Here is a 25,732-nt window from a genome sequence, read left to right as displayed (position 1 = left end):
TGAAAAGCAGTTTGGCAATGCCATGCCGTCCGACCTGCTGAACGCGGCCTTTGATCAGATCGAGGCAATCCGCGCTGACATGATCGAGCTGACGGCCAGTCGTCCACGGACCGCCGGTGACATCGGCGTTGACGTGCTGACGGCGGCAGAAGAACGGGCGAGGGGCGGCGGCATGCGGGCACCATCAACCGGGTTGCCTGACCTTGACGCCAAGCTGCCGATGCGCGGTCTCGCCCCAGGGTCTCTGCTTGTTATCGGCGGACGCACCGGCATGGGAAAGAGCATGCTGCTGTCCAGCATGGCGCGGCAGGCTGCTAAGAACTGCGGCGTTGCCTTCTTTTCGCTCGAGGTTGGCGCGGACGAAATGTCTGCCCGCATGATGGTCGACATCGCGGGAAACGGCCCCAGCTACGAGGAAGTCCTGTCGGGTGATCTCGACAACGACAGGCTGGAGGCCATGCATCTGGCGCGACGCGAGCTTGAGCGTCTCCCTATCATGATTGACCCGCGCGCAGGGCTGAACCTGGGCGACATTGAACGCTCGGCTGCCTCGTTCGCAGATCACATCGCCAAGCGGGATATCAGGCTTGGCTTGCTGGTTATCGACCACGCCCAGATCGTCAGGGCGAGCAACCGATACCAGGGGAACCGCGTCGGGGAGCTTGGCGAGATTGCCAACGGCGCAAAGGTCATTGCCAAGCGCCTCGGCTGCTGCGTCGCGCTGGCGTCCCAGATTAACAGGTCTGTCGAAAAGAACGGCGACGAAAGCAAGCGCCCGACGATTGCTGACCTGCGTGGCTCTGGGGAAATCGAAGAGGCTGCCGACTGCATTGGGCTCCTGTATCGGCCGGCCTATTACATCGAGCGCTCGGCCAAGTTCAAGGAAGGTGACCCTGCCGCTGAAGATGAGCTTCACCGGGTGCGGAACGACCTTGAAATGGCAATCGACAAATCTCGGCAGGGACGCACCGGGAACGTCCGGCTCTGGTGCGATCCGGCCAGATCCATCGTTCGATGCCGAACACCCTTCGAGAGCCATGCGGGAGCACGCCAATGAGCATCCAGGCTGTCGGCTGGGCCCTGAAGCAGAAAATACCGTCGGCTTCCGCGAAGTTCGTTCTTGTCGCCATAGCGAACTATGCGGATGAGAATGGCCGCTGCTGGCCATCCCAGCAGGCGCTTGCGGCTGACACCAGTCTGTCGGAGAGGTCCATCAGAAATGCGATCCATGCGCTGGAGGAACTGGGCGTCATTGAGCGTATTGAGCGCCGCCGGCAGGACGGGAGCCGGACCTCTGACGCTATCCAGATTGTTGCGTTTGGCGCCAGCGAACCACAACCGGCAGATTTTGCCGGTGGCTTGGAAAAATCTGCCGCAACAACCGGCAAATCCTGCCGCGACAACCGGCAAATGACGACCGAACAACCGGCAGATTTTGCCGGGCTCACTACGTTTGAACCGTCATTGAACCATCAAGAGAACCATTCTTCGGCTGCTTCGCCGCCGCGTCGGCCAGAAAGCGATGATTTGTTCGATCAATTCTGGGCGGCATATCCGAGAAGGGGCCAGGCAGCGAACCCGAAGAAGCCAGCCCGCGAGAAATTCGCCAGGGCCGTGAAGGCGGGGGCAAACCCGCAAGTCATCATCGCGGCAGCGCGTCGATATGCCGACATCGAGCGGCGGGCTGGGCGGTTCGACACGGAAAAGGTCGCCCAAGCCATGACCTGGCTCAACCAGCAGCGCTGGGATGATTACGCTGAACAGCCATCCTTGCAGACAGCCCAAGCCCCCGGAGCCGACCAGTGGGTGAAGCGCCTGGAGATGCACGCACGCGGCGACTGGTTCGACCACTGGGGCCCGAAGCCCGGACAGGAAGGATGCCGAGTGCCAGGAGACATCCTGGCGACCTGGCGTCGCGACAACGGCAAGGAGCTTGCGGCATGACCAGGAAGGCATTCGACAAGATCAAAGCGGGGCTGGAAGACGCTCGGGAGATTGCGAAGGGGAAGTCCATGACCTCAATGGTCGAGCGCATTGCGCGGGTCATCGACCCAGACGTCTTTGCGGATCATGCAGCGATGTATGCCTACGGCATCGGCTTAGGTGAAACCCGGGAGCAGGCGCAGAGGGCTGCCGACGGGCTGTTCGGAGATCGTGTCAAGCAGGCCATGGCGAAGGCCGTCGCCGCCATGCTCGAGATGCGGGAGCCAACTGACGTGATGCTGTCCGGCCTTGGCTACGTGTCAATCCGCGACGCACGGATGGCCTACGCGGACAAAATCAGGCCGATGATCGACGCCGAGATTGCTGCGTATGAGGCCGGGCGATGAGAAATAGCCCCATCAGACGGATCCTCGAGAACTGCGCAGACATCGAAGCAGAACGGTGGATGCAATACGGCGGGATCACCGACAATTTTGGAGACGCAGCCGTCATTGCAAACGTCCTGACCTCCAGGGAGTTGGACGCCCGGGACGTCGCCCTCGTCATGCTTGCCGTCAAACTGGCCCGCATAGGCGAACGTAGCGACCACGCAGACAGCTATGACGATGCAATTAACTACCTGGCCATTGCGCGCGTCCTTGGCGGAATCCCGTTGCCGCCCCCGCCAGATACTCCAGCCTGACCAACCAACTGCCCAAGCCCAAGGATGCCCGAATGACCAGCCAGACCGAGAAACGGGTAGCAGAAGCCCAGCAGGCGCGCAGGAACGCCCGTCACCATGTTGTTCGCTATCCGACAGCCCAGCCAACGGCGAACCGGCTCCTTGAGTCTGTGAAGGGCTTGCAGTGGTATGCGCTGCGCGTTGCCCCTCAGAAGGAATTCGCCGCCCAGGAGATCCTGTCCCGCAAGGGCGTGACGACCTATTGCCCGTCTGACCGTCGCTGGCGCCGGCCGAACCGCTACGTCAGAGCCAAGGAGCTGCGCGATTTCCCGCTGGTCCCTGGCTACGTGTTCGCCGGGTTCCCGCCCGGCACGCCGCTGTGGTTCGATCTGTTTTCCATCAACATCATCGTCGGGTGCGTGGGGATCAATGGCGAGCCCCGTCAGGTCCGCGGCGACGCTATGGAGCGGATGATTTCCAAGTTCAGGAATGGCCTCACTCGCCCCGACGCCGAGCAGTTCATGCAGACGCATGCCGAATTCGAGGTAGGGCAGACCGTCGTCATCTCCACGGGCCCGTTTGACGGCATGGAGGTCCCGGTCGTCGGTATCGTCGGCCCCAACGCCAAGGTTCTGATTCAGTTGTTCAATTCGACCATGGAAGTTGAATTTCCGGCCAATATTCTGCGCCCGGCGGCTTGACTGTTTGGCCAGCTTGATTCACCGTATGTTCCGGGCAGCCAAATCAGATGGCTGCATGGACGACCGATGGTCCCTGCGCTTGACGCAAACCGCGATCCAGAAGACCGGGAGCCAATGGGCAAAACGGTCCTTCACCCTTGGAAAAACTCGTCTCGACGCCGGCCAAGAGCCGGCTTTCTGATTCACTCGCCCCCAAGGAACAAGTTCACCATAGCCAAGTTTCCGATCAGTCAGCATTGAGCTGATTTGGGAATTGGGGAGTAGGGATGCTGATCGACGGATATCGAGAATTCGCGGCCCAAGTTCTTATTCTGGCCGGCGGGTTGGGTGTCATCCTAGCCTTGGGGTAATCCAACGATTTTGGGGTCGATGGCGAACGGCTCAGATCAGGAAGCTTTTCCGGGCTCCGCCAATTTGAAACGGGAGCCATCGACCCCGATCCAGAAATAAGAAGCCCCTCACGCTGGGGTGTGAGGGGCTGAAGATCTTTCAATCTTGAATGATATACGCTTTAGGTTTCTACCCACGCCCCGAGAGGCGACATACGAAGAATATCCCCCGGAATACCGGTGTCAATCGCCCTTGATCGAAAGTCTGAAGTGGCGCCGGACGTCAGGGCTATCAATCAAACTGGCCAGCAGCACAGCCCCCGGGCCCTTGACGCCGTTGCGCTCCCATTTGCGCCACGCCGCGCCGTCGTTGAGGCCAACAACAGCAGCCATGTCGCTGGCAGTAAGTGAAAAGGCGGCTCTGGCCGCCTTAACCTCGTCGCCGTCAAATGACTTTTTCGAGTTGGGCATACAGGCAATCTTCCCAAGCTTCCGCCACGCCAGGCTTTCTGGCGATAGCGTCCGTCGTCCAGCGGGCATACCGCCCTGGTTCCCTGTCCTCGTAGTCTTCAAACTTGGCTTCGACCTCGGTCACCTGATCCTCGCGAACGCGATAGTAGCGGACCTCATTCGAGAACCCGCGCGGAGAAACCTTGAAGTAGCGAACCTTGCTGCGATTGGGATGGTTGGTCATTTGCTTGTTCCAGCCCCTGATCCCCGAGGCGCGGTGTCCAGCTCGTTGCTGACAAGAGTTAGATTAGGTCTAATGGACCTGATGGTCAAGAAGTTTTTGCCGCCTTCGGGCGGTTTTTTCAGGGGTGCAGCATGACCAAAGGTGAATTTCGCGTCGGCATTGGCTTCAACCCCAGTGGCGACGACACCGTATCGAAGATCAAGCGGGCAGCCGCTGACCTGCTTGATCTGATCGAAGACATTCCATCCGACCGCGACAGCATGCTCGGCAATGAGCGCGGGCGCCTGAAGGCTCTGGCACAGACTGAGATTGAGAGCGCTGCTATGTGGGCGGTCAAGGCGGCGACCAAATCTTGATGCAGTTGGCCCCATGACCAGATCAGACCTGCGCCAATTCGTATGGGCTGCCGTCCTCATGACTCTCATAGGCCTGTCCGTCTCCGGCCTCCTTGCTATTGCTCAGGGGCATTCAAACACGATGCAGGTTTCTCGATGACTGACGCTCCAAAGCCGGGGAGGCCGACAGAGTACAGTGCGGAGGTTGCCGACATTATCTGTGAGCGGATCGCTGACGGCGAAAGCCTGCGGGATATCTGCAAGGCTGATGAGATGCCGGCCCGATCGGTCGTCTTCAGGTGGCTGTCCATCCATCGCGAGTTTTCGGACCAGTACGCACGGGCGCGCGAGGCTCAGGCCGACGCTATCTCGGATGACATGCTTGCTATCGCCGACGATGGGCAGAACGACTGGATAGAGCGCAATGGCGAGGGTGATGAGGATGCTGGCTGGCGCGTGAACGGCGAGCACATCCAGCGCTCACGCCTTCGCATCGACGCCCGGAAGTGGATGGCCGCGAAGCTGGCGCCGAAGAAGTACGGCGACCGCCAGTCAGTGGATCACACGTCCAGCGACGGCAGCATGGCGCCTACGGTCATCCAACTGGTCCCAATGACAGGAAATGACGACAGCGCGGATTGAACTCCCGCCGAAACTGATCCCGGTTTTCAGCGGAGAGGCGGACGTTCGAGGAGCGTATGGCGGGCGCGGGTCGGCGAAGACGAGATCGTTCGCGAAGATGTCGGCGATCAGGGCTTACATGTGGGATCAGGCCGGGCGTTCAGGCCAGATCGTATGCGGCCGGCAGTTCATGAACTCTCTGGCAGACAGCTCGCTGGAAGAGGTGAAGCTGGCGATTGCGGATGAGCCCTGGCTGGCCGGTCAATTCGAAATTGGCGAGAAATACATCCGGACCAAAAGCGGGCGCGTCTACTACACGTTCGTTGGCCTCGACCGGAACATAGACAGCATCAAGTCCAAGGCGCGCATTCTGCTGGCATGGGTCGATGAGGCCGAGCCGGTCAGTGACATCGCCTGGACAAAGCTCATTCCGACACTACGAGAGGAAGACAGCGAACTCTGGGTAACGTGGAACCCGGAAAGCGACGAGAGCGCCACGCACAAACGGTTCCGGGCTGCCAGTGACCCGCGCTATCGGGTCGCCGAGATCAACTACAGGGACAATCCCAAGTTCCCCCTGGTGCTCGAGCGGCAACGCAAGCGCGATCTGCTCCAGCGCCCCGAGAAGTACGGGCATATCTGGGACGGCGATTTCCTGACCATCACCGACGCCGTGATTTTCCAGAATCGCGTGTCAGTCGAGGAATTTGCGGAGCCTCCGGAAGGGACACGGTTCTTCTACGGCGCAGACTGGGGCTTCGCGAAGGACCCCACGGTCCTGATCCGGTTCTGGATCGATGACGACTGCCTATTCGTCTCGCACGAGGCGTTTGGGCATGGCGTGGAGATTGATGAGACACCGGCCCTGTTCGACAGCGTCCCCGGATCAAGGGATTGGCCGATCAAGGCGGACGGAGCGAGGCCGGAGACAATCAGCTACATGCGGCGCAAGGGTTTCAACATCTCTGCCGCTGAGAAATGGCCCGGCAGCGTTGAGGACGGCATTGCACATATGAAGGGCTTCAGCCGGATCGTCGTTCATGAGCGGTGTGCTCATATCGCCCGGGAATTCCGCCTCTACAGCTACAAGGTGGATAGAGTGAGCGGCGACGTGCTGCCGATCATCGTGGACGACCACAATCATGGGATTGATGCGGTGCGCTACGGCCTGGACGGGTACATCCAGGCGCGAGGCGGCACTGGCGTATGGGCGAGGCTGGCAGGCTGATGGCGTCACGCAGCAGACAGGGCCGGCGAGGCCCGGCGCAAGCTCAGGTCACCAAGGACAGCTTCCAGAATTTCGCGGCCCGGACCGGTATCGGGACAGGAAACGTCGCCGAGCAGGCACGCTACGGTTTCAACCCGATTTCCCGCAAGCGCGTCGATCTGGAGTACATGTACCGGGGCTCATGGGTCGTCGGGGCGGCGGTGGACGTCGTTGCTGATGACATGACCGTCGCTGGTATCGACTTCGATGCAGGCATGGAGCCAGACGATGTTCTGGCCCTGGAATCCGAGCTTGAACGCACCCAGGCATGGCAATCGATTGGGGACGTGATCCGCTGGGCGAGGCTGTACGGCGGGGCAATTGGCGTCATGATGATCGACGGCCAGGATCTGTCGACGCCCCTGCGGCTTGATACCGTCACGAAGGGCTCATTCCGCGGGATGCTTGTACTCGACCGCTGGTCCCTCAACCCGACCGGGGGAGAAATCATCGAGGACCTGGGCCCGGATATCGGCAAACCACTGCGCTATCAGGTGATGCCAAATGCTCCCGCTCTTCGGGGCCGGCGCATCCACCACTCACGGATCATCCGTGCGGATGGCGTCGAACTGCCTTATCAGCAGCGCCTGGCAGAGCAGGGCTGGGGCATGTCGGTAATCGAGCGCCTGTTTGATCGCCTGCTGGCTTTCGACAGCACGACGCAGGGTGCTGCCCAACTGGTCTACAAGGCCCATCTGCGCACTTACAAGGTCAAGGGTCTCCGGGACATCATTGCGACAGGCGGCAAGGCCTTTGATGGTCTGGTCCAGCAGATCAACCACATCCGTCTATGGCAGTCCAACGAGGGCATGACCCTCATGGATGCGGAAGACGAGTTCGAGGCTCACCAGTACACGTTCTCTGGTCTGAGCGATGTCCTGCTTCAGTTTGGGCAGCAGATCTCCGGAGCCCTTCAAATCCCTCTCGTCCGACTGTTTGGGCAATCTCCGGCGGGGCTGAATGCCAGCGGCGACAGCGATCTGCGCACCTATTACGACGGGATCAAACGCCAACAGGAAGCAAGGCTCCGCAGTCCGCTGACACGGATTATGGAGGTCGTTCACAGGTCCGCATTGGGGCGGCCGCCTAAAGACGGCGTGCCATTCGCATTCAGGCCGCTCTGGCAGATGTCGGAAGAGCAGAAGGCGACCATCGCCAACACCACCACAACCGCTGTGGTTGGGGCCTTTGAAGCGGGGATCATCGACCGGACGACGGCCCTCAAGGAGTTGAAAAACTCGGCCGAAGTCACGGGCGTTTTCGGGGCCATCACATCTGAGGACATCAAGGCGGCCGAGGATGAGCCCCCGCCACCTCCGGAAGATGTCATCAACGATCCCGCCGGGCCCAGCGAAGAACACAATGTGCCAGAACTGCTCCCTGCGGCTCCTGACGCTTGACCGCGGTCCGGCGTCGCCACGGTCAGAATGGCAGCGAGCCAGGCACGCGGAACGGAAATACCTACGCCAGCTCCTGCGTATCGCCAGACACATCGGGGATTTGACGGAGACAGGGTTCAACCCGGCTGACCCGGCCAGCGCCGCCAGGCTTGAGGTCATGCTCCGGCGCTATGCCGACACCATAACGCCGTGGGCTGAAGCAGCCGGTTGGTCGATGGTTTCGGAGGTAGCGGCGCGGGATGAGCGCCAGTGGTTTCGCGTTTCCCGCGAGATGGGAAGGGCTTTGCGGGCTGAAATCAGTTCGGCGCCCACCGGCATGGCGATGCGAACGGCGCTGGCTGAGCAGGTCTCGTTGATCCGTTCGCTGCCAATCGAAGCCGCCCAGCGTGTCCATGACCTGACGCTGAAGGGGATCACGGAGGGCACGAGGGCCAGCGAGATTGCTGCCGAGATCATGCGCTCAGGCAAGGTATCTGCCAATCGAGCCAACCTCATCGCCCGGACCGAGGTCTCCAGAACAGCATCTGCCCTCACACAGGCGCGCGCTGAGCATATAGGAAGCCCCGGCTACTTCTGGAGGACGGCTGGCGATACCGACGTCCGGCCGTCTCACAAGGCGATGGCTGGGCAATTCGTCGCGTGGAACGCACCGCCAACCCTTGATGGCATGACTGCTCACGCTGGCTCGTTTCCCAACTGCCGTTGTTACCCAGAGCCCGTGCTCCCTGAAATCTGACGCGGACACCCTGCATGAAGATGACGACAGACCGCGCGCCAGCGACCCTGGTAGCCGAACAGATTGGCGCGTCCCAACATCTGACGCCCGAAGGTTTCCTGCTGTGCCGCGGCGTCAGGATCGCCCGAACTGGCCCGATGCTCTACGCGCCGGACGAAATGCCGGAAATCGAACCCGGTGACCGGGGCATGGTGACGATCGAGCGCGATGCGAACGTGCTGTTTTCGCCCGAAGCAATCGCTTCATTCGCGGGCAAGCCGGTCACCAATGACCACCCGGACGAATACGTGACGCCAGAAACATGGCGGGCCTGCGCCGTTGGCGTGACGCTGGATCCGCGGCGCGGCGAAGGCGTGGAAGCTGAATATCTGCTCGCCGATCTCCTGATCACAGACGCTCAGGCGATCAACGACGTGAGGGACGGCAAGCGGGAGGTTTCCTGCGGATACGAGTCCGAACGCGAGCAGATCAGACCCGGCTACGGCCGGCAGATCACTGTCGTGGGCAATCACGTCGCCCTCGTGGACCGGGGCCGCTGTGGCCCTTCTTGTTCAATCCAGGACGGAGAAACTCCAATGGCCAAACGGACCGTTTGGGATCGTATGCGGACGGCCTTCAAGGCCAAGGACGAAGCAGCCTTCGAGGAAGAGCTGAAGGAAGCCATGGATCAGGACGGCTACGAGCCGCAGCGTCTTGTCATCGAGGTGAAACAGCCTGAAGGCGAGCCGCCGCCGAAGGAGACTGGTGACAGCGACGATCCGCTGGAGAAGCTGACGGGCGCCGTCAATGATCTCGCCGGCAAGTTCACTGACTTCGAAGGTCGCCTCGCGAAGCTGGAAGAGGGTGGCTCAAAGACTGCCGACGAGGATCCGGAAGGCGAGGGCGAAGGTGACGGCGATGAGGGCGAGGACCGCCCCTCGGAAACCAAGGACTCCGCGAAGCTGCGCGATGAATTCGCTGATACCATTTCCCGCGCTGAAATCCTCTCTCCGGGTATCAAACTGCCGGTGTTCGACGCAAAGCGCACCCGGAAGATGACGGTCGACGCCATGTGTGCGTTGCGCAGGAAGGCGCTGAAGAACGCTCTCGCAGATGAGGCGCGCAAGCCGCATGTCGCGGCGGTTCTCGGCCAAGCCCCCGACATCGCGAAGATGACCTGCGACGAGGCGCGTATCGCGTTCCGAGCCGCGTCAGAACTCGCTCGCAATGCCAATAACGGCCCCGGCGCCCGCCATCCGGTCGGAGATATCCCCCAGGGTCCAATGACCGCAGCGCGCATGCAGCAGATGATCGCTGATCGCCGCAAGGCCGCACGGGCCTGATCCCCACACCTCCTGAACATCGAAGAAGGAAGCACCATGGTTGCTTTTGTGACCCGGATGCCTGCGGGCGTCGTGGGAGCGATTTCGCGCGACATCCATGACGCGACGGTCGTCCCCGAAATCATCGACAGCGCCAATCCGCCGACGCGGTACGGCTCGCCGGTCAAACTCGTCTCCGGCAAGCTCCAGCCGCTGGCGTCAGGCGATGCCGCAACCGTCATTCACGGCTGGCCGGTTCGCGCGTACCCGATCCAGTCGACGACCGACGGCCTCGGCGCGGCTGCCCCGCTGGCGCGCGGCATGCTGGACACGCTCCGCCGTGGCTTCATGGCCGTGCAGCTCGCTGCAGGTACGGCCGCCAAGAAGGGGCAGGTCTATGTCGTGACGACTGCGGGTGGCGCTCTGGTCGTCGGTGACGTCGTAACTTCAGCGTCTCCTGCAGGCGGTGGAACCGCAGTTGCGGTGGCCGGAGCCTATTTCACCGGGCCCGCCGATCCGGGCGGCATCATCGAAATCGAATTCAACCTCTGACCGGCCAGGGCCGTACGCGCCGCGCCCGCACTGGCGCATCCTCAACGGAGAAATCCCAAATGAACCACTTCCGTGATGCTCTCGCGGGATCGTCGGCGCTTGTCCGTGGGCCGGCGCTGAACCCGCACCGCTACACGCGCGACAACTACGTGACCTATGACCGCGCCACGATGGATAGCGCTGGCGCGTTCCTGATCGGTGAGCTCGAGCGTCTGGACCCGATGGTCCACGAGCCGCTGGTATCGGTCACCTGGCAGCGCGACATTGATCTGCGCACCGACGTCCAGATGGGCGACACCTCCACGAGCTATACCGTGTCGAGCTTCGGCGCCGCTGGCGGCGCTGCACCGGCTGGTATTGCGTGGGCGAGCCCCAACAACACGGCCATTCCCCGCGTCACGGTCGATATCGGCAAGGTTGTGAGCCCCTTCGACCTCTGGGACATGGAGGTCGCCTATACCGTCGCGGAGCTGGAGTCGGCGCGCATCACCGGCCGCCCCATTGATGTGCAGCAGCTCGCTGGCCTCAATCTCAAACACCAGATGGACGCCGACCAGCTCGTCTATGTGGGCGATGCGGCGATCGGCACAACCGGCCTCCTGAACTCCAGCAAGGTCGTCAACGTCAGCAACGTGGCCAACGGCGCAAACAGCACGCCCCAGTTTGCGACCAAGACGCCCAACGAGATCCTCGCTGACGTCAACGAGCTGCTGATCTCCGTCTGGGCGGCATCTGGCTACAAGGCCCCGCCGTCGAAGCTCCTGATGGCTCCCAACCCGTTCGGTTACATTGTCACCACCATGGTGTCCGAGGCTGGTACGCAGAGCATTCTGAACTTCCTGCAGACCAACAACATCCTGACGGCTCAGACAGGCCAGCCGCTGGATATCAAGCCGGTGAAATGGCTGGACAAGGGCGTTCGACCCGGCGCGACGACCGACCGAATGGCAGCATACAGCCAGAACCAGGACTACGTCCGGTTCCCGATGGTTCCACTCCAGCCTCTGGCCCCGCAGTACGACGGCATCTGGGTCAAGGTCCCGTACTACGGCCGCTTTGGCGTCGTGGAGACAGTCTATCCGGAAACGGTTGGTTACCGCGACGGAATCGGCTGAGGAGGGCGCGGGATGGTTGAAATCAACGTCGCGAAGCCATTCACGCTTCTTCATCGCAACGGCGACCGGCAGCACTTTGCCGCCGGCGCCCATGCCGTGGACGAGGCCATAGCCAATCACTGGTACGTCCAGGAGCACCTTGCATCCGAAACTGAGGACGGTGCGGCCGAAGACCATGAACCGTCCGAAGACGGAGACGACAAGGCCGCGCTGCTGGCGAAAGCCAAGGCCCTCGGCCTCGCAGTCGACGGTCGCTGGACGGTCGAGAAAATCGCCGCGGCTATCGCCGAAGCGCAGGCCGGCAAGGACTGATCGTGGACGCCGCGACGTTCCGCTCCGACTTTCCGGAGTTCACGGACAGCAACCGGTTCCCCGATGCCCAAGTCAATTTCTGGCTTGGGCTTGGGGAAAAGCTGCTCCCGGAAAACCGATGGGCTGATCTGCGTGACCAGGGGCTTGAGCTTTTCGTCGCTCATAATCTCGTTCTCGCGGCTCAGGCCGAGAAGGCTACGGCGTCCGGGGGGCTGCCTGGGGCATCTTCCGGCGTCGTCTCGAGCAAGGCCGTCGACAAGGTCAGCGTTTCCTATGACACGGGAGCCAGCCTGATTGATGGGGCCGGACACTGGAACCTGACGACCTACGGGACGCGGTTCCTCTGGCTCGCACGCATGATTGGGGCCGGTGGGGTCCAGCTATGACCACGACCATCAAGGTGGACAGGCTGGGCGAGGTTCTGAAACGCATCAAGGACCTGGCGAAAAATCAGGTGCTGGTCGGTGTGCCAGACAGCAATGCTGCCCGGCGCGATGAAGGCGAGGCGATCTCAAACGCAGAGATCGGCTACATCAATGAGTTCGGCGCCCCAGAGGCCAATATCCCCGCCCGCCAACACCTCATTCCCGGTGTCCAGGAAGCGCTTCCAGAGGTGACGAAGCGGCTGAAGGCCGGAGCCGCCAAGGCAATGGCCGGCGATAAAAAGGCCGGCGACACAGCGCTCCATGCCGTTGGGTTGGCGGCCCAGAATGCCGTTCGAACCAAGATCGACAATGGGCCGTTTGCCGCCCTGGCCGATACGACGATCGCCGATCGCGTGGCACGGGGACGCACCGGCCAAAAGCCACTGATCGACACGGGCCAGTATCGGAATTCCATCACCTACGTGACCCGCCCCAGGGGGCAGAAGGGCAGCTGACATGCCTCTCCTTGATGTCTCAGACGTGTTGGCGGATCCCGATTTCGCCGACACGATGACGGTTGCGCGCACGGTGCAGGCCATCGGCGATAACGGCCGCGTCGAGATCAGCAGCCAGACGATCCAGATTTCAGGTGTCGTGACATCGGACGCAGGCGACATTCTCGAGCGCGTAGCCAACGGCTCACGGCTCAAGGGGTCCATCACGGTCCACACCACATTCCAGCTGGTGGCCAGCGATGGCGACACAGACGCAGATGTCATCACCTGGGCGGGCCGTGAGTACACCGTAGCCAGCGTCAACGACTATAGCCGTTACGGGGCCGGGTTCGTCGCTGCCTCCTGCGATCTGAAGCCGCTGCAATGAGTAATACGAGCTCCACCGGCGGCTATCTGACGCCGGAGGCTATCCCGTCGCCGCTTGAGGACGATGGGCTGGACGATTTCCTGCAGGCAATGGTCGCGGGAATCACGGGACTTCCGGGCAAGATGGTCCGCCCCCGCTGGCAACCCATACCCCCGAAGCAGCCAACGCCAGAAACGGACTGGTCCGCTATAGGGATCACCACGCGAACCCCTGATGACAACGCAGTCGTCATCCACCGGCCAGATGGTGAAGGGGCCGACGCGCTTCAGCGTCATGAAGAATTCGACGCCCTCGCCAGTTTCTACGGGCCCAACTGCCAGCAATACGCCGGCAGGCTCCGGGACGGGCTGTCCATCGCACAAAACCGGGAGCCGATGCAGCGCCTCGGAATGGGCCTCGTGAACGTCGGCAACATCGTCCTCCTGCCGGAACTGCTGAACCAGCGCTGGCTTCGCCGCGCCGATCTCACCGTGCGAATCCGGCGGCAGATCGACCGGACATACCCGGTCCTCAACATCCTTTCCTCCGGCGGGACCATCCATGCCGGCGACCAAGACACACCCTGGAATTCGGAGAACTGACCCATGGCAAAGGGCCTGTCGGTAAATGGCGTCGTCAACGTCACCATCAACATGTCCCCGATGGCGGCCGGGCGACGCAACTTCGGCGCCCTGCTGATTGTGGGGCCTTCCCCAGTCATCGACACCGCCGAGCGCATCCGCGAGTACGCGGGCATCGAGGGCATTGCACAGGACTTCGGGACCTCATCGCCTGAATACGCCGCGGCGAGCCTGTTCTTCAGTCAGGCCCCGAAGCCAGCGATTGTCTACCTGGGCAGGTGGGCGCAAACGGCGTCTGCCGCGGTATTGCACGGCGGTGTTCTTTCTGCAGCGCAGCAGCAGATGTCGAACTTCACCAGCATCACGGACGGCGCATTCAAGATCGACGTCGATGGCGTCAGCAAGACTGTCACTGCCGTCGATCTATCCGCTGAAACCAACCTCAATGGCGTGGCCAGCAAGATCACTGCCAAACTGACCGGGGCGACCGTTGTATGGGACGCGGTCAGCAAGAGGTTCAGCGTCACGAGCGGAACTACGGGTGTGACGTCGGCGCTGGGCTACGGCACGGCCCCAACCAGTGGCACGGACCTGTCAGCGCTCATTGGCATCACGTCCGCAACTGCGTCGGCGCCGGTGGACGGCGTGGCGGCTGAATCCCTGCTGGATTGCGTCACCGCCCTGGCCGATATGTCCAGCGAATGGTACGGCCTCATGGTTGCAGCCCCAGGGGTTGCCGAGGCTGATCATCTGGCGGTAGCCGCATTCATCGAGGCCGCCAGCCAGAGCCGCGTCTACGGCGTCACCACCCAGAACCCCAATGTTCTGGATCCTGTGACCACCGCGGACATCGCCAGCCAGATGGAGGCGGCGAAGTACAAGCGGACCCTCTGCCAGTACTCCTCGTCCAGTCCCTATGCCATCGCGTCGCTCTACGGCCGTGCCTTCACGGTCGATTTCACCGGCAACAACACGACCATCACGCTCAAGTTCAAGCAAGAACCAGGCGTCGTCGCCGAGACCATCACGGAGAGCCAGGCGGCGACCCTGAAGGACAAGAATTGCAACGTCTTCGTCAACTACAACAACGACACCGCCATCATTCAGGAAGGGGTGATGGCGAACGGGTACTTCATCGATGAGGTGCACGGAACGGACTGGCTCCAGAACGCTGTCCAGACCGACGTCTATAATCTGCTCTACCAGAGCCAGACCAAGATCCCGCAGACCGACGAGGGCAACCACCTGATCGTCACCCGGATCGAGCAGTCCCTGGTGCAGGCCGTTACCAACGGGCTCGTTGCACCCGGCACATGGAACGTCGACGGCTTCGGGCAACTGAGGCAGGGCGATCTTCTGCCGAAGGGCTTCTACGTCTTCGCGCCGCCCATCAGCACTCAGGTCCAGTCCGATCGCGAGGCCCGAAAGTCGGTGCCCATTCAGGTGGCTGCCAAGCTCGCCGGCGCCATCCACTCCGTCAACGTCATGATCAACGTCAATCGCTAACAGGAGGCGACCTTGGCCACATACAGTTTCTTGGACATCGTCGCCGCCATCGCGGGTCCGGGCGGCATGATCTCCCTCGGCAACGGCTCTGGCGCGGCCGAAGAGGGCATCACGGTCGAAATGGTGGACGACAAGAATACCATGATGATCGGCGCAGGCGGGCAGGGCCAGCACAACCTGCACGCCGGCAAGGGCGGCACCGTGACCATCCGGCTGCTCAAAACCAGCCCGACCAACGCCATGATGACCGATCTTTACAACTTCCAGACGGCCAGTTCGGCGCGGCACGGCCAGAACACGTTCAGCCTGCGTGACGTCGTCCGCGGCGATACCGTCACCGGGCAGCAGGGCGCGTTCAAGAAATTCCCCTCCAACGGCTACGCCAAGGATGGTCCGGTCATGGAGTGGGTCATGGATTTCGTTGTGCTGGATCAGAAGATCGGCACCGGCACGCCCGCCATTTGAGGCGCGCGCGCCCGGTTCAGGCCGCGATGGAAAGCTTCATTCCCATTGCCTTCACCACACCCAGCAGGGTCGAAAGGCGGGGGTCGCCTTTCTGGCTGAGGGCGCGATACAGCGATTCACGGGACAGGCCCGCATCTTCGGCAATCTTCGACATGCCACGGGCGCGTGCGACGATCCCAATCGCGTGGGCGATGTAGGCAGCATCGCCTTCCTCCATCGCGTCGGCCAGAAACCTCACCTGTTCCTCTTCGGTGTCGAGGAACTCGGCGGCGTCGAACGGGACGGTTTCGATTGCCATGTCAAACCTCCTTGGCCATTTCGATGGCCCGCTTGATGTCCTTCTTCTGGCTGCCCTTGTCGCCGCCACACAGAAGGATGACCAGCACGTCGCCGCGCTTCGCGAAGTAGACCCGATACCCGGGGCCTGCATGAACGCGTAGCTCCCCAATCCCGTCAAAGAACTTGGCGTCACCAAAGTTCCCCATTTCCAGGCGGGCGATCCGCTGGACGATGCGCCGGGCTCCGGCTCTGTCAGACAGGCTCCTGAGCCAGTCCCTGAATTCGGTTGTCTGCCTGACGCTGATCATTTGTAGCTTATAGGCTACGAGGCATGCGGCGTCAACGGACCGTAGCCTATAAGCTACTTCCTCAACATATATCCAATCCAATTCGGAGATGGAAATCCATGAGCGATGAATTCGAACTCGGTGGCCACAAGTACCGTTTCACGAAGATTGACGCCCGCCGGCAGGCCCATGTCGCGCGGCGTCTTGTGCCCGTTGTGTCCAGCCTGGCCGATCTCACAAAGGTCGATGGCCTGAGCGATCTGGCTGCTCTGGCTCCGGTCGCCAAAGCCGTGGCGTCCATGCCTGACGCCGATTTCGATTACGTGCTGGACGTTTGTCTGTCCGTTACCCAGCGCGAGCAGGCCGGCGGGACGGGGTGGGCGCCGATCTGGAGCGAAGGCGCGAAGCAGATCATGTTCTCCGACATCGATCTGGCCGTCATGATGCAGATCGTGGCCAAGGTCATTCAGGGGAACCTCGGCAATTTTTTTCCCGGAAACCTGCCCGGTTCGAGCGCCGCGGCAAGCCCGGCCCCGTAACCGAGTGGGTCCGGATGCCGGACGACGAGGACTGGCTGTTCAGGCCGGTCCTGCGGGGCATGTGTCGCTACGAAAGCCTTGTCGACGGGACGCTCGATCTGGCGGACGTGGCGACCATGAACGACGTCATCGACGTACAGGATGAGAACAGCCGGCGCGCTGAGGATGCGGCCCGGAAATAGGCTCGTTGACTCTTCTCTGATCAACGCTGCAAGCTTTGCCTGAACTGGAGGCTGGCATGTCAGACAAGAACAGGGGAAGCGGAAGCGGAAACAGAGGCCCGCAGCCAAGTAGGCCATCCAACGACAGGCCGAATCGTGGGACCACCGATGGCCAAACTATACGGGATAAGCCGGTATGGAACACGACGGACTGGGACAGGCCGAGACCAACCCCGACGCAGCCGAAGCCGAAGAACAAGCCCTGACGGGCGAGTTCAACAATCTCGGTATTTCGATATGCAAGTCGCGCCGGTATCACGAGAAGCTGGCGCACTTCTATTCATACTGGCGTGATACGAATAGAATAGCGGCCGTCGTTGCAGGTAGTAGCCTATTCGTGCTGATTTTTTCCGGCTTGGATAAATTCGCGGGCACGGTAAGTGCAATTTTTGCATTGTGGGCAATGATTGATTTTATCGTCAGTCCCGACAAGAAGGCGGAGCGGCATGAGGATCTACGGCAGAGCTTTATTGATCTTGAGATCCTCTTAAACGATGCCGGCAGAACAGACGGGGACTTGAGGAAGCTGAGGGCTAAGCGGCTTTCCATCGAGAAGCGTGAGCCACCATGCAAACGCCTTGTCGATCTTCAGGCACGGAACGACGAACTCCGCGCCCGTGGATACCCGGCGGATGATATGGTTCCGCTTAGTCGGGCCCAGTCAAGCTTGGGCTACCTGTTCACCTTCGGCATGGGGCGTCTGGAGAAGTGGAAGGCGCAACAGTTGGCAAATGGCTGACCGTCCAACAATGTGAACCGTTTCAAGCCGCCTCCGGGCGGCTTTTTCTATGGGGCCTCCATGTCAGACACCATCAAAGAATTCCTTGTCGGCCTGGGCTTCAAGATCGACGCCACGAGCGAGAAGAAGTTCGTGGAGGGCGTGCAGAAGGCCACGGAGCAGGCGTTGGCCCTCGGGGCTGCCATGCAGGCCGTCGCTGCCACGATCACCGCCGCCGTGGTCAAGATCGCCCGGGATATGGACCAGATGGCCTACGCGTCGGAGCGGCTGGGCTCATCGGTGAAGGACATTAAGGCAGTCTCATATGCGATCGGGCAGATGGGAGGATCCGCACAGGGCGCGCTGTCATCCATGGAGGGCATTGCCCGGTTCATGCGGAACAGTCCGGGCGGGACCGGCTTCATCCGCCACCTGGTGGGCGACAAGGTCGACGTGAAGGACACCGCCGCCGTCATGGACGCTCTGGCGGTGAAGTTCCGGGAGATGCCCTATTACCTGGCGAAGGCGAGGGCGGAGGTCATCGGCATCGATGAGCAGACCCTGCAAGCCATGGTCAGGGGAATGGACAAGTTCAGCGCCGAATACCGGGCCAAGATGGGCGCCGCCGGGCTGAACCCGGAAAAGCTGGCCGCCGACAGCAAGAAGTTCATGCAGACCTGGAACGGCATGTGGCAGTCGGTGGAGATGGTTGGCCAGAAGATCGCCGCCAATCTGATGCCCTACCTCGGCCGGGAGATCGAACGCTTCGCCGAGTGGCTGGACAAGCACTCCGCGAAAATCTCCTACTACGTCACCCGCTTTGCGGAAGCCGCGCTGGAGGTCGCGACATTCATCAGGGACGCCATTTTCAGGCTGGGAGACATCGACCCGGCAGTGAAGCGCGTTCTGGCCGTGCTCGGCGCGCTCATGGGCGTGGCGTGGGCGCTGGGCGGCCCCATCAGGATCCTGCTGCTACTCGGCGCGGCGATCCTGCTCCTCTACGACGATTACAAAGCCTGGAAGAACGGCTCAGAGCATTTCATCGACTGGGACAAGTGGGCGCCGGCGATCCAGAACGCCTGGGAGTGGATCAAGAAGATTGCCAGCGCCATCAACAGCGCCGCAGAGGCCGTGGGAGGCTGGCAGAACGTCGCCATGGCCTTCGCCGCCTACATGGCCACCAAATGGGTCGCTGACATTCTGGGGGCCTTCACAAAGGTCGGAGACGGGGCGTCAAAGCTCGCGAAGGGCGGACCCGGCCGGATGGGCCTGCTGGGCCTCCTAGGCGTAGCTGGCGGCTCCTACATGGCCTACCAGCACGGGAAGGACGCCATTGACGGCGTCATGGACCGGCTGCCTGCAACCGCCCATCAGCGCGAGGTCTACGAGAAGGAAAAGAACCTCTCGACATGGGACAGGGCAAAGCGGGCCTGGAACGATAGGCCGAAGTGGCTGGGTGGGAGCGGAGGGACTGGGACGGGCAGCGGCCCATATTCCGTCCGGGGCCGCGGCATCGGACGGGCATTGAATGACGACCAGAAGAAGGAAATGGCGACCGCGATCCGCAAAACAGCGGCGGATCTGGGCGTTCCGCCAGAGGATATCGCTACCGCGATCTCGTACGAGACAGGCGGCACTATGCATCCTTGGCAGAAGGGGCCGCGGACGCAGTGGGGGCAGCACCGTGGCTTGATCCAGTGGGGGGAGCCCCAGAGGAAAAAATATGGGGTCACTGAGAACTCTACGATCACGGAGCAGATGGCTGCTGTGACGCGGTACCTTAAGGACGCAGGTGTGAAGCCCGGCATGGGCCTGCTCGATATCTATTCAGCGATCAATGCGGGAAGGGTGGGCCGTTACAACGCCAGCGACGCGGGAAATGGCGGGGCACCGGGAACCGTTGCCGACAAGGTCCGAAACCAAATGGGCTCACATCGATCTGCGCTCGCCGCACTGGGGAACCCAGCCAAGGAGCAAAAAGACTTTTGGGGAACAATGCTCGCTTGGGGTCAGAAGGAACTGGGCGTTGGCAGCGCGGCCGCCGCGACAAACCCCTCCCGAAAATTGCCCTCCTTCGTAGAAGGAGTGGAGGGTGCGAAGCGGGCCTTCGATCCCAAAAGGTTCGACTTCGCACCGGCCCTTGGCGGGCTTCCAGCAATGAACGCTCCGAACCAAACCACGCTGCACCAGAAGACGGAGATTAATGTGATGGGAGGCTCAGACCCAGCCGCGACCGCATCGTATGTTGAAAGGGCCCAACTTGGTGTAAATCAAAACATGATGCGGAATTTCACAAGCCAAGTCAGGTAGCGGGTGGAGGGGTTGTTGGTGAAGGCGCTGGCAATTGGGGTCGGTATGGCGCTCGCGGCCGCAGCGCCGGCGCTGGCTGAGATCAAGGTCGATTTTTCGGGCAAAACTCCGGTCGCGGCTAGCGGTTTGTCTAGCCAAGGGACCTGCATCCCCGTCTCACTCAAGGGAAAGGTCGCGACACGCACCTTCGATAAAGGCGGTGTCGCAATGCAGTCCGTTGTGATCGAAGAGCGCAGTGGCGGACGGCACTTCCTCAATGTGGATACAGCTGAAATCGCCGAGGCCTCAATGGCTGATCGCTCAAACGCGAATCGCGCCCTGCAAATCCTTCTAAAGGATGGAGCCAACGTTCGCGTCAAGGCGTTTGCATGCGGAGCAGCTGGTCGTGTCCTTATGCTGGAATCTGTGCGACCGCAGTAGAGAGGTGGCGCGGCAGGAAAACGTTGCGTCAACGCATTTCCCAACCAATCACGACCCCGTCCTCTAACATGATCCTGGTCCTGAACCGGTTCTTGCCATCTTGGTTGTACTTGTAAGTTAGCCGCGTTTGCGATCGCATCGTTTTGATGTCGAAATCGACCGGCTCCCCGCGGGCGTCGACCAGCATCTCCTGCGTCATCCCCTGCCAAATCTCCCGGCGCATGATCCGATCGACAGTTTCGGGGCTCCCATACTTCTGGATGAGCCGTTCCCGGCGACGTCGCCTCAGTGCGGACTTTATCCCGATGACGGCGGCAATCGGGGCACCGAGAAGAACGAGTAGGGGGAAGCCAGAGCCAGAACCGCTCCCTGACGGCTTTGCTGCGGCGGCCGGTTCTGTCTGCGGTACTTCTGGCCTTGGCTGCTGAGCGGTTGCTGGGGGAACGGTCGCCTCCGATAGCATCATAGCCTTTGGCTGCGGTCCAGAAGGTGTTTGGGCTGGCGGCAACACCGGGATCTGTACGGGTGCTGAGGGAGCCTGAGCCTGCTCCGAAGAGGCTGGCTCATATCCGACTGGCATGCAGGAGGCCGAAACGGAGGCGACTTTCTTTCCTCCGTTCTTCTCGTCATAGACGGTCTCGGAGTAGGCATATTGCCCCGCTCCTGTCGCCTTGAGGACGCCCACCATGCGAACCGAGCGGTTTTTTCTAAGGTCTCCCTGCCATTCGTAGTCGCCGTCTTCGGCTACCTGAGCAAAGATTTCATACTGGGCTTCACGCTTGATAACCCCGCCCTTTGGCAGGCGATGTGCAAATGACCACCGGGGCCCGTCGATCTTGATCGCGATCGTCGTGGAGTCTGGCGTGGTGCAGGAGAGTTCGAGGCTTGCGGCATGGGCGCCTTCAGATGCAGCCAGCAGCCCGATGGAAGCGACGATAGCCTTCATGGGAACCCGCCTGGCTCAGCGAAACAGCTTGGCGAGAAGGCCCCAAAAGCTGAACGTGGTTCGAGAATAGACCCGGTTATAGGCCGCCCGCTTCGGGCTGGTCAGCCAGCCATAGCCGTGAGGCGCTTTCAGTCCCAGCGAATGGCGGATGTATCGCTTAGGCGACGTACGTGCCGCGAAGCTGCGCTTCAGGCTTGGTTTCCTCACTCCGAACTTCATTAGACCCTCCCTGCCTATCGGCAGCATCGGGGCACGGTCAGGCGGGAGTCAACGTGACGCAGGGGGAGGTGGCCGGTCAGATTGGGATTATAGGCTCCGCGTAGCAGCGGCATATTTCACCGGTTGCGCAGATGTGGCCATCACCAGGGTGCCCGCCCGGCGGCACCTTGTTATAGGAAAAACGCTTTCCGGCGTTACGTCGGCAAACGTCGCAGACGTCGCTATCACCTGCTGATCGCCACCGGTAGTGGGTAGCGCCTGCCAGTTTTGCCCGGCCAGCATCAAAAGCCCAACGGTCGGCGTCTATCTCAACCCGTTCTGCAACGTACCGTTGCCTGTCCCGTTCCCGATCCTCTGGAGACAGCTTCCTCGATCTGGACGGCGGGCGCGCCCGCGTGCCAGCGGTCTTTGCCATCCCGTCGGCAGGAATGGCGATTGGATTACGCCTCTGCTTGGGCTTCGGAGCCCCGAACAGCCGTTGCAACCATTTCATTGTATGCCCCTGATCCCAAAGCAGATCGTATCTGCGGGAAGGGGGCGATGGAATAGCGAGGTTGGCATTGGTTTCCCCTGTACCTGGGAGACAATGCGCGATTTGCTCGTCTGTTTTGGTGAGCAAAAATAGCAAGAGTAAGTCGTTGATTTCATTGTTCCCCCGTTTGGGTGAACTTGATTTCAAAGACCTTTTTTGTCCGCACGTGATTAGTCTGAGGCTTTGGGACCCGCCGGCCCCGGTCGCCCTAGGAACTCGAAGGCCCTTATCTCGTCCTCAGAGAAAGCTTCGCCGTCTTTGAGGCGTTTCGCGATGTAAGCGAACATTGCCGACAAGTTTCTCAGCATGTCCTCAGGCGGGATGATGCCAGCCCCAGATCTGGTGGACAGCGCCGGATCAGCAAGACTCGCTTCCAGCCTTTCGCGAGATGTCAACGGGCTGGAGTGCCGGCAGCGTCCAAGACACTTGCGATCTGAAATCATTCTATAATTGATGCGAAAACTCAAACGTAACCGAAGTCTACATCTCGCGGGGTCAGGGACCCTTCCTGCGTGTTGCGCAGTAGGCCTCACGCTCTACTGCTCCCGGTCAGCCTCGTTGAGCTGCTGCTCGACCGCGCCAATGGCCAACTCCAGTTCGCCTATGCGCTGGACCTCTGAGCGCGCCGGCATTGCCCGGGCCCGGGCGGCGCGCAGGATAATCTCACGTTGCTCCGCCTTCAGCCGCTGGAGCAGTGCTTCTTGTTCAGTCATGTGCGTCCATTTCGTTGAGGCAGGGAGCCATCAGTACATGCCTGGTATCCAGGCGAGGCTTATTCGGCGTCTTTGGGTTTGTTCCACGACGGCACAGGCTCGTCAGTGGGCGCCGTTTCCAACATACGAGTAGCCACGCGCGGCCATGGCGACGCCGAATTGACGTAGTCAACCAAATCTTCAATTATTTTCAGAGGCTTGCGGCCGTGGATGTTCATCATTTTTCTGGCGATACGGCTAACGTCCTCGCTTAATTCGCCGGGTGCGACGTCCCCTTTTCCTACCGACACAAGGCGTGGAATCGGAACGCTGAATATCCTGGAGGCCTTCAGCAACATCTCAATGGTAATTTGAGTCTCGCCCCGCTCGATGCGGGAGTAGGCGGGTTGCGACACCGCAAAAAGTTTCGCCGCCATCTCCTGGGACATGCCCGCATCGGCGCGCAACTGCCGGAGCAGCAATCCGAACTGCGAATTCGGGTTGACATCATTCACTTTGGTTATATTCTCTATTCACTAAACGAATGAAACGGCGAGGTCATGAGCAAACCAAAGAGTGAAAAACATATCGTTGTCGTCTCCGGCGTAACATACGAGCGCGTCAAAGAATTCCGATTCTCAAAGCGCATCGACACCATGGCGGAGGCGACGCGAGAAATCATCGAACTGGGCCTCGCGGCCTGGAACGAAGGTGCAGCGGACAGGGGACAGTTTGGCGACGGAACCCTGACCGCTGCTGCAAAAACCGGCGCTTTGACGAGCGCCAGCGCACCAACCCGGTAGATAGGATACCGAGCTAATGAGTAGTGATCTTACCACGATCGACTTCTACGGAGCCAGTCTGATCATCCAGCGCGGCCCGACACCAGAAACCACCCTTGTGGCAATGCGCCCGGTGGTCGAAGGGATGAGCCTCAACTGGGCGACGCAATACCGCAAAATCACGTCGCACCCAGTCCTGAGCAAAGGGGTTGTCGAAATGACAACTCCTTCAAATGGCGGCTCGCAGCAGATGGTTGCCATGCCGCTGCCCAGGCTGAACTTTTGGCTGGCGACGATCCAGCCGAAGAAAGTTCCCGATGAGGCGACGAGGAAGGCGGTGATCCAGTACCAAGAGGAATGCGCCGACGCCCTGTTTGCCCACTTCTTCGGGAAGGCGCAGGCGAACAAGGAAGAGCCTACCAAGCGCAGGCTTGATGGCGATGCACGCGAGGCGCGCCTGCAGTTCAAGCTCGGGCTGAGCATTGCCAAGATGATCGGCATCGACGGCAATCAGCGCATCCTGTCGGCTTCGCGCATCGCCAAAGCGGCAACCGGGTTCGACTATTTGGCCAGCATGGGCGTCCAGTCTCTGGATGCTCCCCAGCAGGAGGCGCTTCTGACGCCAACCGCCATCGGCCAGCGGCTCGGCAACGTCTCGGCGCGCGAGGTCAACAGTCTGTTCTGCGCCCGTGATGCCCAGACGGCGCACCGCGACCCGAAGGGCAGTATCTATTACGAGCCGACCGCGAAGGGCATCCAGTGGGGCGCCGTCATGCAGGATACCGGCAAACGCCACGGTGACGGCACGCCAATCCGCCAACTGAAGTGGGCGTCGAGCGCGGTTGACCGGCTTCGCGAAGAAGTGCTCGGAGGCTCACACTGATGGCAGATGTGATCGAGCTTCCTAAACAAGCCGAGCCTGACGTGCGGTTCCGCGAACTGCACAACTACGGGTGGACCGACGACGGCCAGAGCATTTCGCTGGCATGTGGCGAGCGCAGGGACGGCTCCGTACTGTTCGCCGTGCTGCTGATGGCCGGCATCAATCCTGGCGATACCTTCACGTGCCTTGCTGAGTACCCGGGCGATACGTCTGGCAAAATCAACGCCGAGAATGCAGCGAACGTCGCGGCTAAAGCCCTAGTGTGGTCGGAACTGTTTCTGTCCGGCGCCGCATGAAATAGCGAGCCGACGAGCGACTGGAACTCGCGCGCCGGCTCTAACCTCCCCCGATCCGTGGAGATCAGGAATGGCTTCCATCATCAATACCATGGGCCGCTTCGCCCACGAAATCGCGCTTCCGGCCGACAAGGAACAAAAGCCGGAGCGGGTATCCATTGAAGAACGTGTGTTGCTCGAAAACTACCTGATGTGGCTCCACGGCGAGGCGTTGAAGGTGAGGGCGGTGGTAAAGCACAACCAGCGCCGCCCCACTGACAGCACCGGCCTCATGATGAACTGGGGCTACTTCCGTGGTCAGGAGGCGTCAGCGGCGTCCGAATTGTGCGGTCGGGCCCGGGTGACGCTTCTGGCTCATCCTGGCGGGGAGGCGTGACATGGTCGACATGCCTCCACTCTCTCTCATGCTGCGATATCTTCGGACGACACTACCATGCTCTGGGCCTGATCTGTCAGCTCAAGAACATCATGTCCGGAGCCGACCTCCCTGCCATTGAGGTATAAGATTGCCCGGCCATCGGGATAGGCATGAACCTCGAAAAGGTCCGGATAGCGCTCCGCCCATATGATACGTACGGTCTGCCCATCCTTCCCATCGCGCGCGAAGCTATTCCAAAACAAACGCATATAAGCCTCCTTAAGCTGATACACACTCCTTTCGGACGCCACGGAATTTGGTGAACGTCGGTACGGCATCAACTGTGCTCACAAAAATTTTATGGACAGGAGCGCCAATAGCTCCCGTCGGAAAATGCAAAATAATTCTGGAACAAAATGTGGTTTCGTTTGTAGGGAGGGCGACCCGGCACTGCTGGCGTTCCAGCGCCGGGTCTGACTGTGCCAATTTCGGGGGGGAGGCTGG

38 protein-coding genes are annotated in these 25,732 nt (G+C 61.0%); 29 read left to right on the top strand and 9 right to left on the bottom strand.

Features of this window, described 5'->3' with window-relative positions:
- From IE243_RS16285 to nusG, 5 genes are all read left to right on the top strand, one after another.
- Positions 1-1,057 (top strand): replicative DNA helicase (locus tag IE243_RS16285; RefSeq protein WP_191320453.1); only part of this gene is annotated, 1,057 nt, incomplete at its 5' end.
- On the top strand, positions 1,054-1,944 hold the full coding sequence (locus IE243_RS16280; protein ID WP_191320452.1) for a helix-turn-helix domain-containing protein: 891 nt from the start codon (positions 1,054-1,056) through the stop codon (positions 1,942-1,944). The genes IE243_RS16285 and IE243_RS16280, both read left to right, overlap by 4 nt.
- A complete protein-coding gene (locus IE243_RS16275; RefSeq protein ID WP_191320451.1) occupies positions 1,941-2,330 on the top strand; it encodes a hypothetical protein in 390 nt (129 codons plus the stop codon). Before IE243_RS16280 ends, IE243_RS16275 begins: the two co-directional genes overlap by 4 nt.
- Positions 2,327-2,626, top strand: coding sequence for a DUF6378 domain-containing protein (locus IE243_RS16270; protein ID WP_191320450.1), 300 nt, complete (start codon positions 2,327-2,329; stop codon positions 2,624-2,626). The genes IE243_RS16275 and IE243_RS16270 overlap by 4 nt, the downstream gene beginning before the upstream one ends.
- Positions 2,627-2,658: 32 nt before the next feature.
- Positions 2,659-3,306, top strand: a complete 648-nt coding sequence (gene nusG / locus IE243_RS16265; protein ID WP_191320449.1) for a transcription termination/antitermination protein NusG — start codon at positions 2,659-2,661, stop codon at positions 3,304-3,306.
- Positions 3,307-3,878: 572 nt separating this feature from the next.
- On the opposite strand, the gene IE243_RS16260 is transcribed toward nusG, so the two are convergent.
- Together IE243_RS16260 and IE243_RS16255 are read right to left on the bottom strand one after the other, a co-directional pair.
- A complete protein-coding gene (locus IE243_RS16260) occupies positions 3,879-4,028 on the bottom strand; it encodes a hypothetical protein (protein ID WP_191320448.1) in 150 nt (49 codons plus the stop codon).
- 52 nt (positions 4,029-4,080) lie between these two features.
- Positions 4,081-4,329: a hypothetical protein gene (locus IE243_RS16255; RefSeq protein WP_191320447.1), complete on the bottom strand. Its 249-nt coding sequence runs from the start codon at positions 4,327-4,329 to the stop codon at positions 4,081-4,083.
- Between the two features lie 131 nt (positions 4,330-4,460).
- Between IE243_RS16255 and IE243_RS16250 the strand changes: the two genes are divergently transcribed.
- The 15 genes from IE243_RS16250 to IE243_RS16180 all read left to right on the top strand — a co-directional run bounded on the left by IE243_RS16250 (position 4,461) and on the right by IE243_RS16180 (position 15,746).
- Entirely contained in the window at positions 4,461-4,685 is a 225-nt protein-coding gene (locus tag IE243_RS16250) for an Acb2/Tad1 domain-containing protein (protein ID WP_191320446.1), read from the top strand.
- A gap of 135 nt (positions 4,686-4,820) precedes the next feature.
- Positions 4,821-5,306 carry a terminase small subunit-like protein gene (locus tag IE243_RS16245; protein ID WP_191320445.1) on the top strand — a complete coding sequence of 162 codons (486 nt, stop codon included), beginning with the start codon at positions 4,821-4,823 and terminating at the stop codon, positions 5,304-5,306.
- Complete coding sequence (locus IE243_RS16240; RefSeq protein WP_191320444.1) at positions 5,287-6,513, top strand: PBSX family phage terminase large subunit; 1,227 nt, start codon at positions 5,287-5,289, stop codon at positions 6,511-6,513. The genes IE243_RS16245 and IE243_RS16240 overlap by 20 nt, the downstream gene beginning before the upstream one ends.
- On the top strand, positions 6,513-7,952 hold the full coding sequence (locus tag IE243_RS16235) for a DUF1073 domain-containing protein (RefSeq protein WP_210319881.1): 1,440 nt from the start codon (positions 6,513-6,515) through the stop codon (positions 7,950-7,952). The genes IE243_RS16240 and IE243_RS16235 overlap by 1 nt, the downstream gene beginning before the upstream one ends.
- Before the next feature lie 157 nt (positions 7,953-8,109).
- Positions 8,110-8,688 (top strand): phage head morphogenesis protein, encoded by a 579-nt coding sequence (locus tag IE243_RS16230; RefSeq protein ID WP_244643223.1) that lies wholly within the window; start codon positions 8,110-8,112, stop codon positions 8,686-8,688.
- 14 nt (positions 8,689-8,702) lie between these two features.
- Positions 8,703-10,010: a DUF2213 domain-containing protein gene (locus IE243_RS16225; protein ID WP_191320442.1), complete on the top strand. Its 1,308-nt coding sequence runs from the start codon at positions 8,703-8,705 to the stop codon at positions 10,008-10,010.
- A 36-nt stretch (positions 10,011-10,046) separates the two neighbouring features.
- Positions 10,047-10,541, top strand: coding sequence for a structural cement protein Gp24 (locus tag IE243_RS16220; protein ID WP_191320441.1), 495 nt, complete (start codon positions 10,047-10,049; stop codon positions 10,539-10,541).
- A gap of 59 nt (positions 10,542-10,600) precedes the next feature.
- Positions 10,601-11,656 carry a DUF2184 domain-containing protein gene (locus IE243_RS16215; RefSeq protein ID WP_191320440.1) on the top strand — a complete coding sequence of 352 codons (1,056 nt, stop codon included), beginning with the start codon at positions 10,601-10,603 and terminating at the stop codon, positions 11,654-11,656.
- Positions 11,657-11,668: 12 nt separating this feature from the next.
- A complete protein-coding gene (locus tag IE243_RS16210; protein ID WP_191320439.1) occupies positions 11,669-11,968 on the top strand; it encodes an STY1053 family phage-associated protein in 300 nt (99 codons plus the stop codon).
- 2 nt (positions 11,969-11,970) lie between these two features.
- The gene (locus IE243_RS16205; RefSeq protein WP_191320438.1) at positions 11,971-12,354 is read left to right on the top strand and encodes a DUF4054 domain-containing protein; all 384 of its coding nucleotides are present in this window, start codon (positions 11,971-11,973) and stop codon (positions 12,352-12,354) included.
- Positions 12,351-12,848 carry a hypothetical protein gene (locus IE243_RS16200; protein ID WP_191320437.1) on the top strand — a complete coding sequence of 166 codons (498 nt, stop codon included), beginning with the start codon at positions 12,351-12,353 and terminating at the stop codon, positions 12,846-12,848. The genes IE243_RS16205 and IE243_RS16200 overlap by 4 nt, the downstream gene beginning before the upstream one ends.
- A gap of 1 nt (position 12,849) precedes the next feature.
- Positions 12,850-13,215 carry a hypothetical protein gene (locus tag IE243_RS16195; RefSeq protein ID WP_191320436.1) on the top strand — a complete coding sequence of 122 codons (366 nt, stop codon included), beginning with the start codon at positions 12,850-12,852 and terminating at the stop codon, positions 13,213-13,215.
- The gene (locus IE243_RS16190; RefSeq protein ID WP_191320435.1) at positions 13,212-13,796 is read left to right on the top strand and encodes a phage neck terminator protein; all 585 of its coding nucleotides are present in this window, start codon (positions 13,212-13,214) and stop codon (positions 13,794-13,796) included. Before IE243_RS16195 ends, IE243_RS16190 begins: the two co-directional genes overlap by 4 nt.
- Positions 13,797-13,799: 3 nt before the next feature.
- Complete coding sequence (locus IE243_RS16185; RefSeq protein WP_191320434.1) at positions 13,800-15,281, top strand: DUF3383 domain-containing protein; 1,482 nt, start codon at positions 13,800-13,802, stop codon at positions 15,279-15,281.
- 12 nt (positions 15,282-15,293) lie between these two features.
- The gene (locus IE243_RS16180) at positions 15,294-15,746 is read left to right on the top strand and encodes a tail tube family protein (RefSeq protein WP_191320433.1); all 453 of its coding nucleotides are present in this window, start codon (positions 15,294-15,296) and stop codon (positions 15,744-15,746) included.
- 16 nt (positions 15,747-15,762) lie between these two features.
- On the opposite strand, the gene IE243_RS16175 is transcribed toward IE243_RS16180, so the two are convergent.
- Complete coding sequence (locus tag IE243_RS16175; RefSeq protein ID WP_191320432.1) at positions 15,763-16,044, bottom strand: addiction module antidote protein; 282 nt, start codon at positions 16,042-16,044, stop codon at positions 15,763-15,765.
- Between the two features lies 1 nt (position 16,045).
- On the bottom strand, positions 16,046-16,333 hold the full coding sequence (locus tag IE243_RS16170) for a type II toxin-antitoxin system RelE/ParE family toxin (RefSeq protein ID WP_191320431.1): 288 nt from the start codon (positions 16,331-16,333) through the stop codon (positions 16,046-16,048).
- Positions 16,334-16,431: 98 nt separating this feature from the next.
- Between IE243_RS16170 and IE243_RS16165 the strand changes: the two genes are divergently transcribed.
- The 5 genes from IE243_RS16165 (at position 16,432) to IE243_RS16145 (ending at position 20,520) form a co-directional block, all read left to right on the top strand.
- Positions 16,432-16,851 (top strand): phage tail assembly chaperone, encoded by a 420-nt coding sequence (locus IE243_RS16165; RefSeq protein ID WP_191320430.1) that lies wholly within the window; start codon positions 16,432-16,434, stop codon positions 16,849-16,851.
- A gap of 14 nt (positions 16,852-16,865) precedes the next feature.
- Positions 16,866-17,033 (top strand): DUF6889 family protein, encoded by a 168-nt coding sequence (locus IE243_RS16160; protein ID WP_191320429.1) that lies wholly within the window; start codon positions 16,866-16,868, stop codon positions 17,031-17,033.
- A gap of 175 nt (positions 17,034-17,208) precedes the next feature.
- Complete coding sequence (locus tag IE243_RS16155; protein WP_191320428.1) at positions 17,209-17,811, top strand: hypothetical protein; 603 nt, start codon at positions 17,209-17,211, stop codon at positions 17,809-17,811.
- Positions 17,812-17,871: 60 nt separating this feature from the next.
- Positions 17,872-20,100 (top strand): hypothetical protein, encoded by a 2,229-nt coding sequence (locus IE243_RS16150; RefSeq protein WP_191320427.1) that lies wholly within the window; start codon positions 17,872-17,874, stop codon positions 20,098-20,100.
- A 15-nt stretch (positions 20,101-20,115) separates the two neighbouring features.
- Entirely contained in the window at positions 20,116-20,520 is a 405-nt protein-coding gene (locus IE243_RS16145; protein ID WP_191320426.1) for a hypothetical protein, read from the top strand.
- A 28-nt stretch (positions 20,521-20,548) separates the two neighbouring features.
- Here the strand turns inward: IE243_RS16145 and IE243_RS16140 are convergent, their stop codons facing one another.
- The 4 genes from IE243_RS16140 to IE243_RS16125 form a co-directional block, all read right to left on the bottom strand.
- Entirely contained in the window at positions 20,549-21,466 is a 918-nt protein-coding gene (locus tag IE243_RS16140) for a hypothetical protein (protein WP_191320425.1), read from the bottom strand.
- 15 nt (positions 21,467-21,481) lie between these two features.
- The gene (locus IE243_RS16135; RefSeq protein WP_191320424.1) at positions 21,482-21,685 is read right to left on the bottom strand and encodes a hypothetical protein; all 204 of its coding nucleotides are present in this window, start codon (positions 21,683-21,685) and stop codon (positions 21,482-21,484) included.
- Between the two features lie 1,068 nt (positions 21,686-22,753).
- Positions 22,754-22,930, bottom strand: coding sequence for a hypothetical protein (locus IE243_RS16130; RefSeq protein WP_191320423.1), 177 nt, complete (start codon positions 22,928-22,930; stop codon positions 22,754-22,756).
- Positions 22,931-22,989: 59 nt separating this feature from the next.
- Positions 22,990-23,424, bottom strand: coding sequence for a helix-turn-helix domain-containing protein (locus tag IE243_RS16125; RefSeq protein ID WP_191320422.1), 435 nt, complete (start codon positions 23,422-23,424; stop codon positions 22,990-22,992).
- Between the two features lie 45 nt (positions 23,425-23,469).
- Here IE243_RS16125 and IE243_RS16120 point away from each other — a divergent pair, with 45 nt between their 5' ends.
- The 4 genes from IE243_RS16120 (at position 23,470) to IE243_RS16105 (ending at position 25,246) form a co-directional block, all read left to right on the top strand.
- Positions 23,470-23,712: a hypothetical protein gene (locus IE243_RS16120; RefSeq protein WP_191320421.1), complete on the top strand. Its 243-nt coding sequence runs from the start codon at positions 23,470-23,472 to the stop codon at positions 23,710-23,712.
- Positions 23,713-23,728: 16 nt separating this feature from the next.
- Positions 23,729-24,574, top strand: a complete 846-nt coding sequence (locus IE243_RS16115) for a phage antirepressor N-terminal domain-containing protein (RefSeq protein ID WP_191320420.1) — start codon at positions 23,729-23,731, stop codon at positions 24,572-24,574.
- Positions 24,574-24,870, top strand: coding sequence for a hypothetical protein (locus IE243_RS16110; RefSeq protein WP_191320419.1), 297 nt, complete (start codon positions 24,574-24,576; stop codon positions 24,868-24,870). The genes IE243_RS16115 and IE243_RS16110 overlap by 1 nt, the downstream gene beginning before the upstream one ends.
- A gap of 70 nt (positions 24,871-24,940) precedes the next feature.
- Positions 24,941-25,246, top strand: a complete 306-nt coding sequence (locus IE243_RS16105) for a hypothetical protein (RefSeq protein ID WP_191320418.1) — start codon at positions 24,941-24,943, stop codon at positions 25,244-25,246.
- 26 nt (positions 25,247-25,272) lie between these two features.
- Here the strand turns inward: IE243_RS16105 and IE243_RS16100 are convergent, their stop codons facing one another.
- Positions 25,273-25,497, bottom strand: a complete 225-nt coding sequence (locus IE243_RS16100; protein ID WP_191320417.1) for a hypothetical protein — start codon at positions 25,495-25,497, stop codon at positions 25,273-25,275.
- Between the last annotated feature and the right edge of the window lie 235 nt (positions 25,498-25,732).

The sequence above is a fragment of the Camelimonas fluminis genome (assembly GCF_014656355.1).
Lineage (GTDB): Bacteria > Pseudomonadota > Alphaproteobacteria > Rhizobiales > Beijerinckiaceae > Camelimonas > Camelimonas fluminis.
The sequence above is the reverse complement of the archived record's forward strand: the minus strand, read 5'-3'. Positions and strand labels throughout refer to the sequence as shown.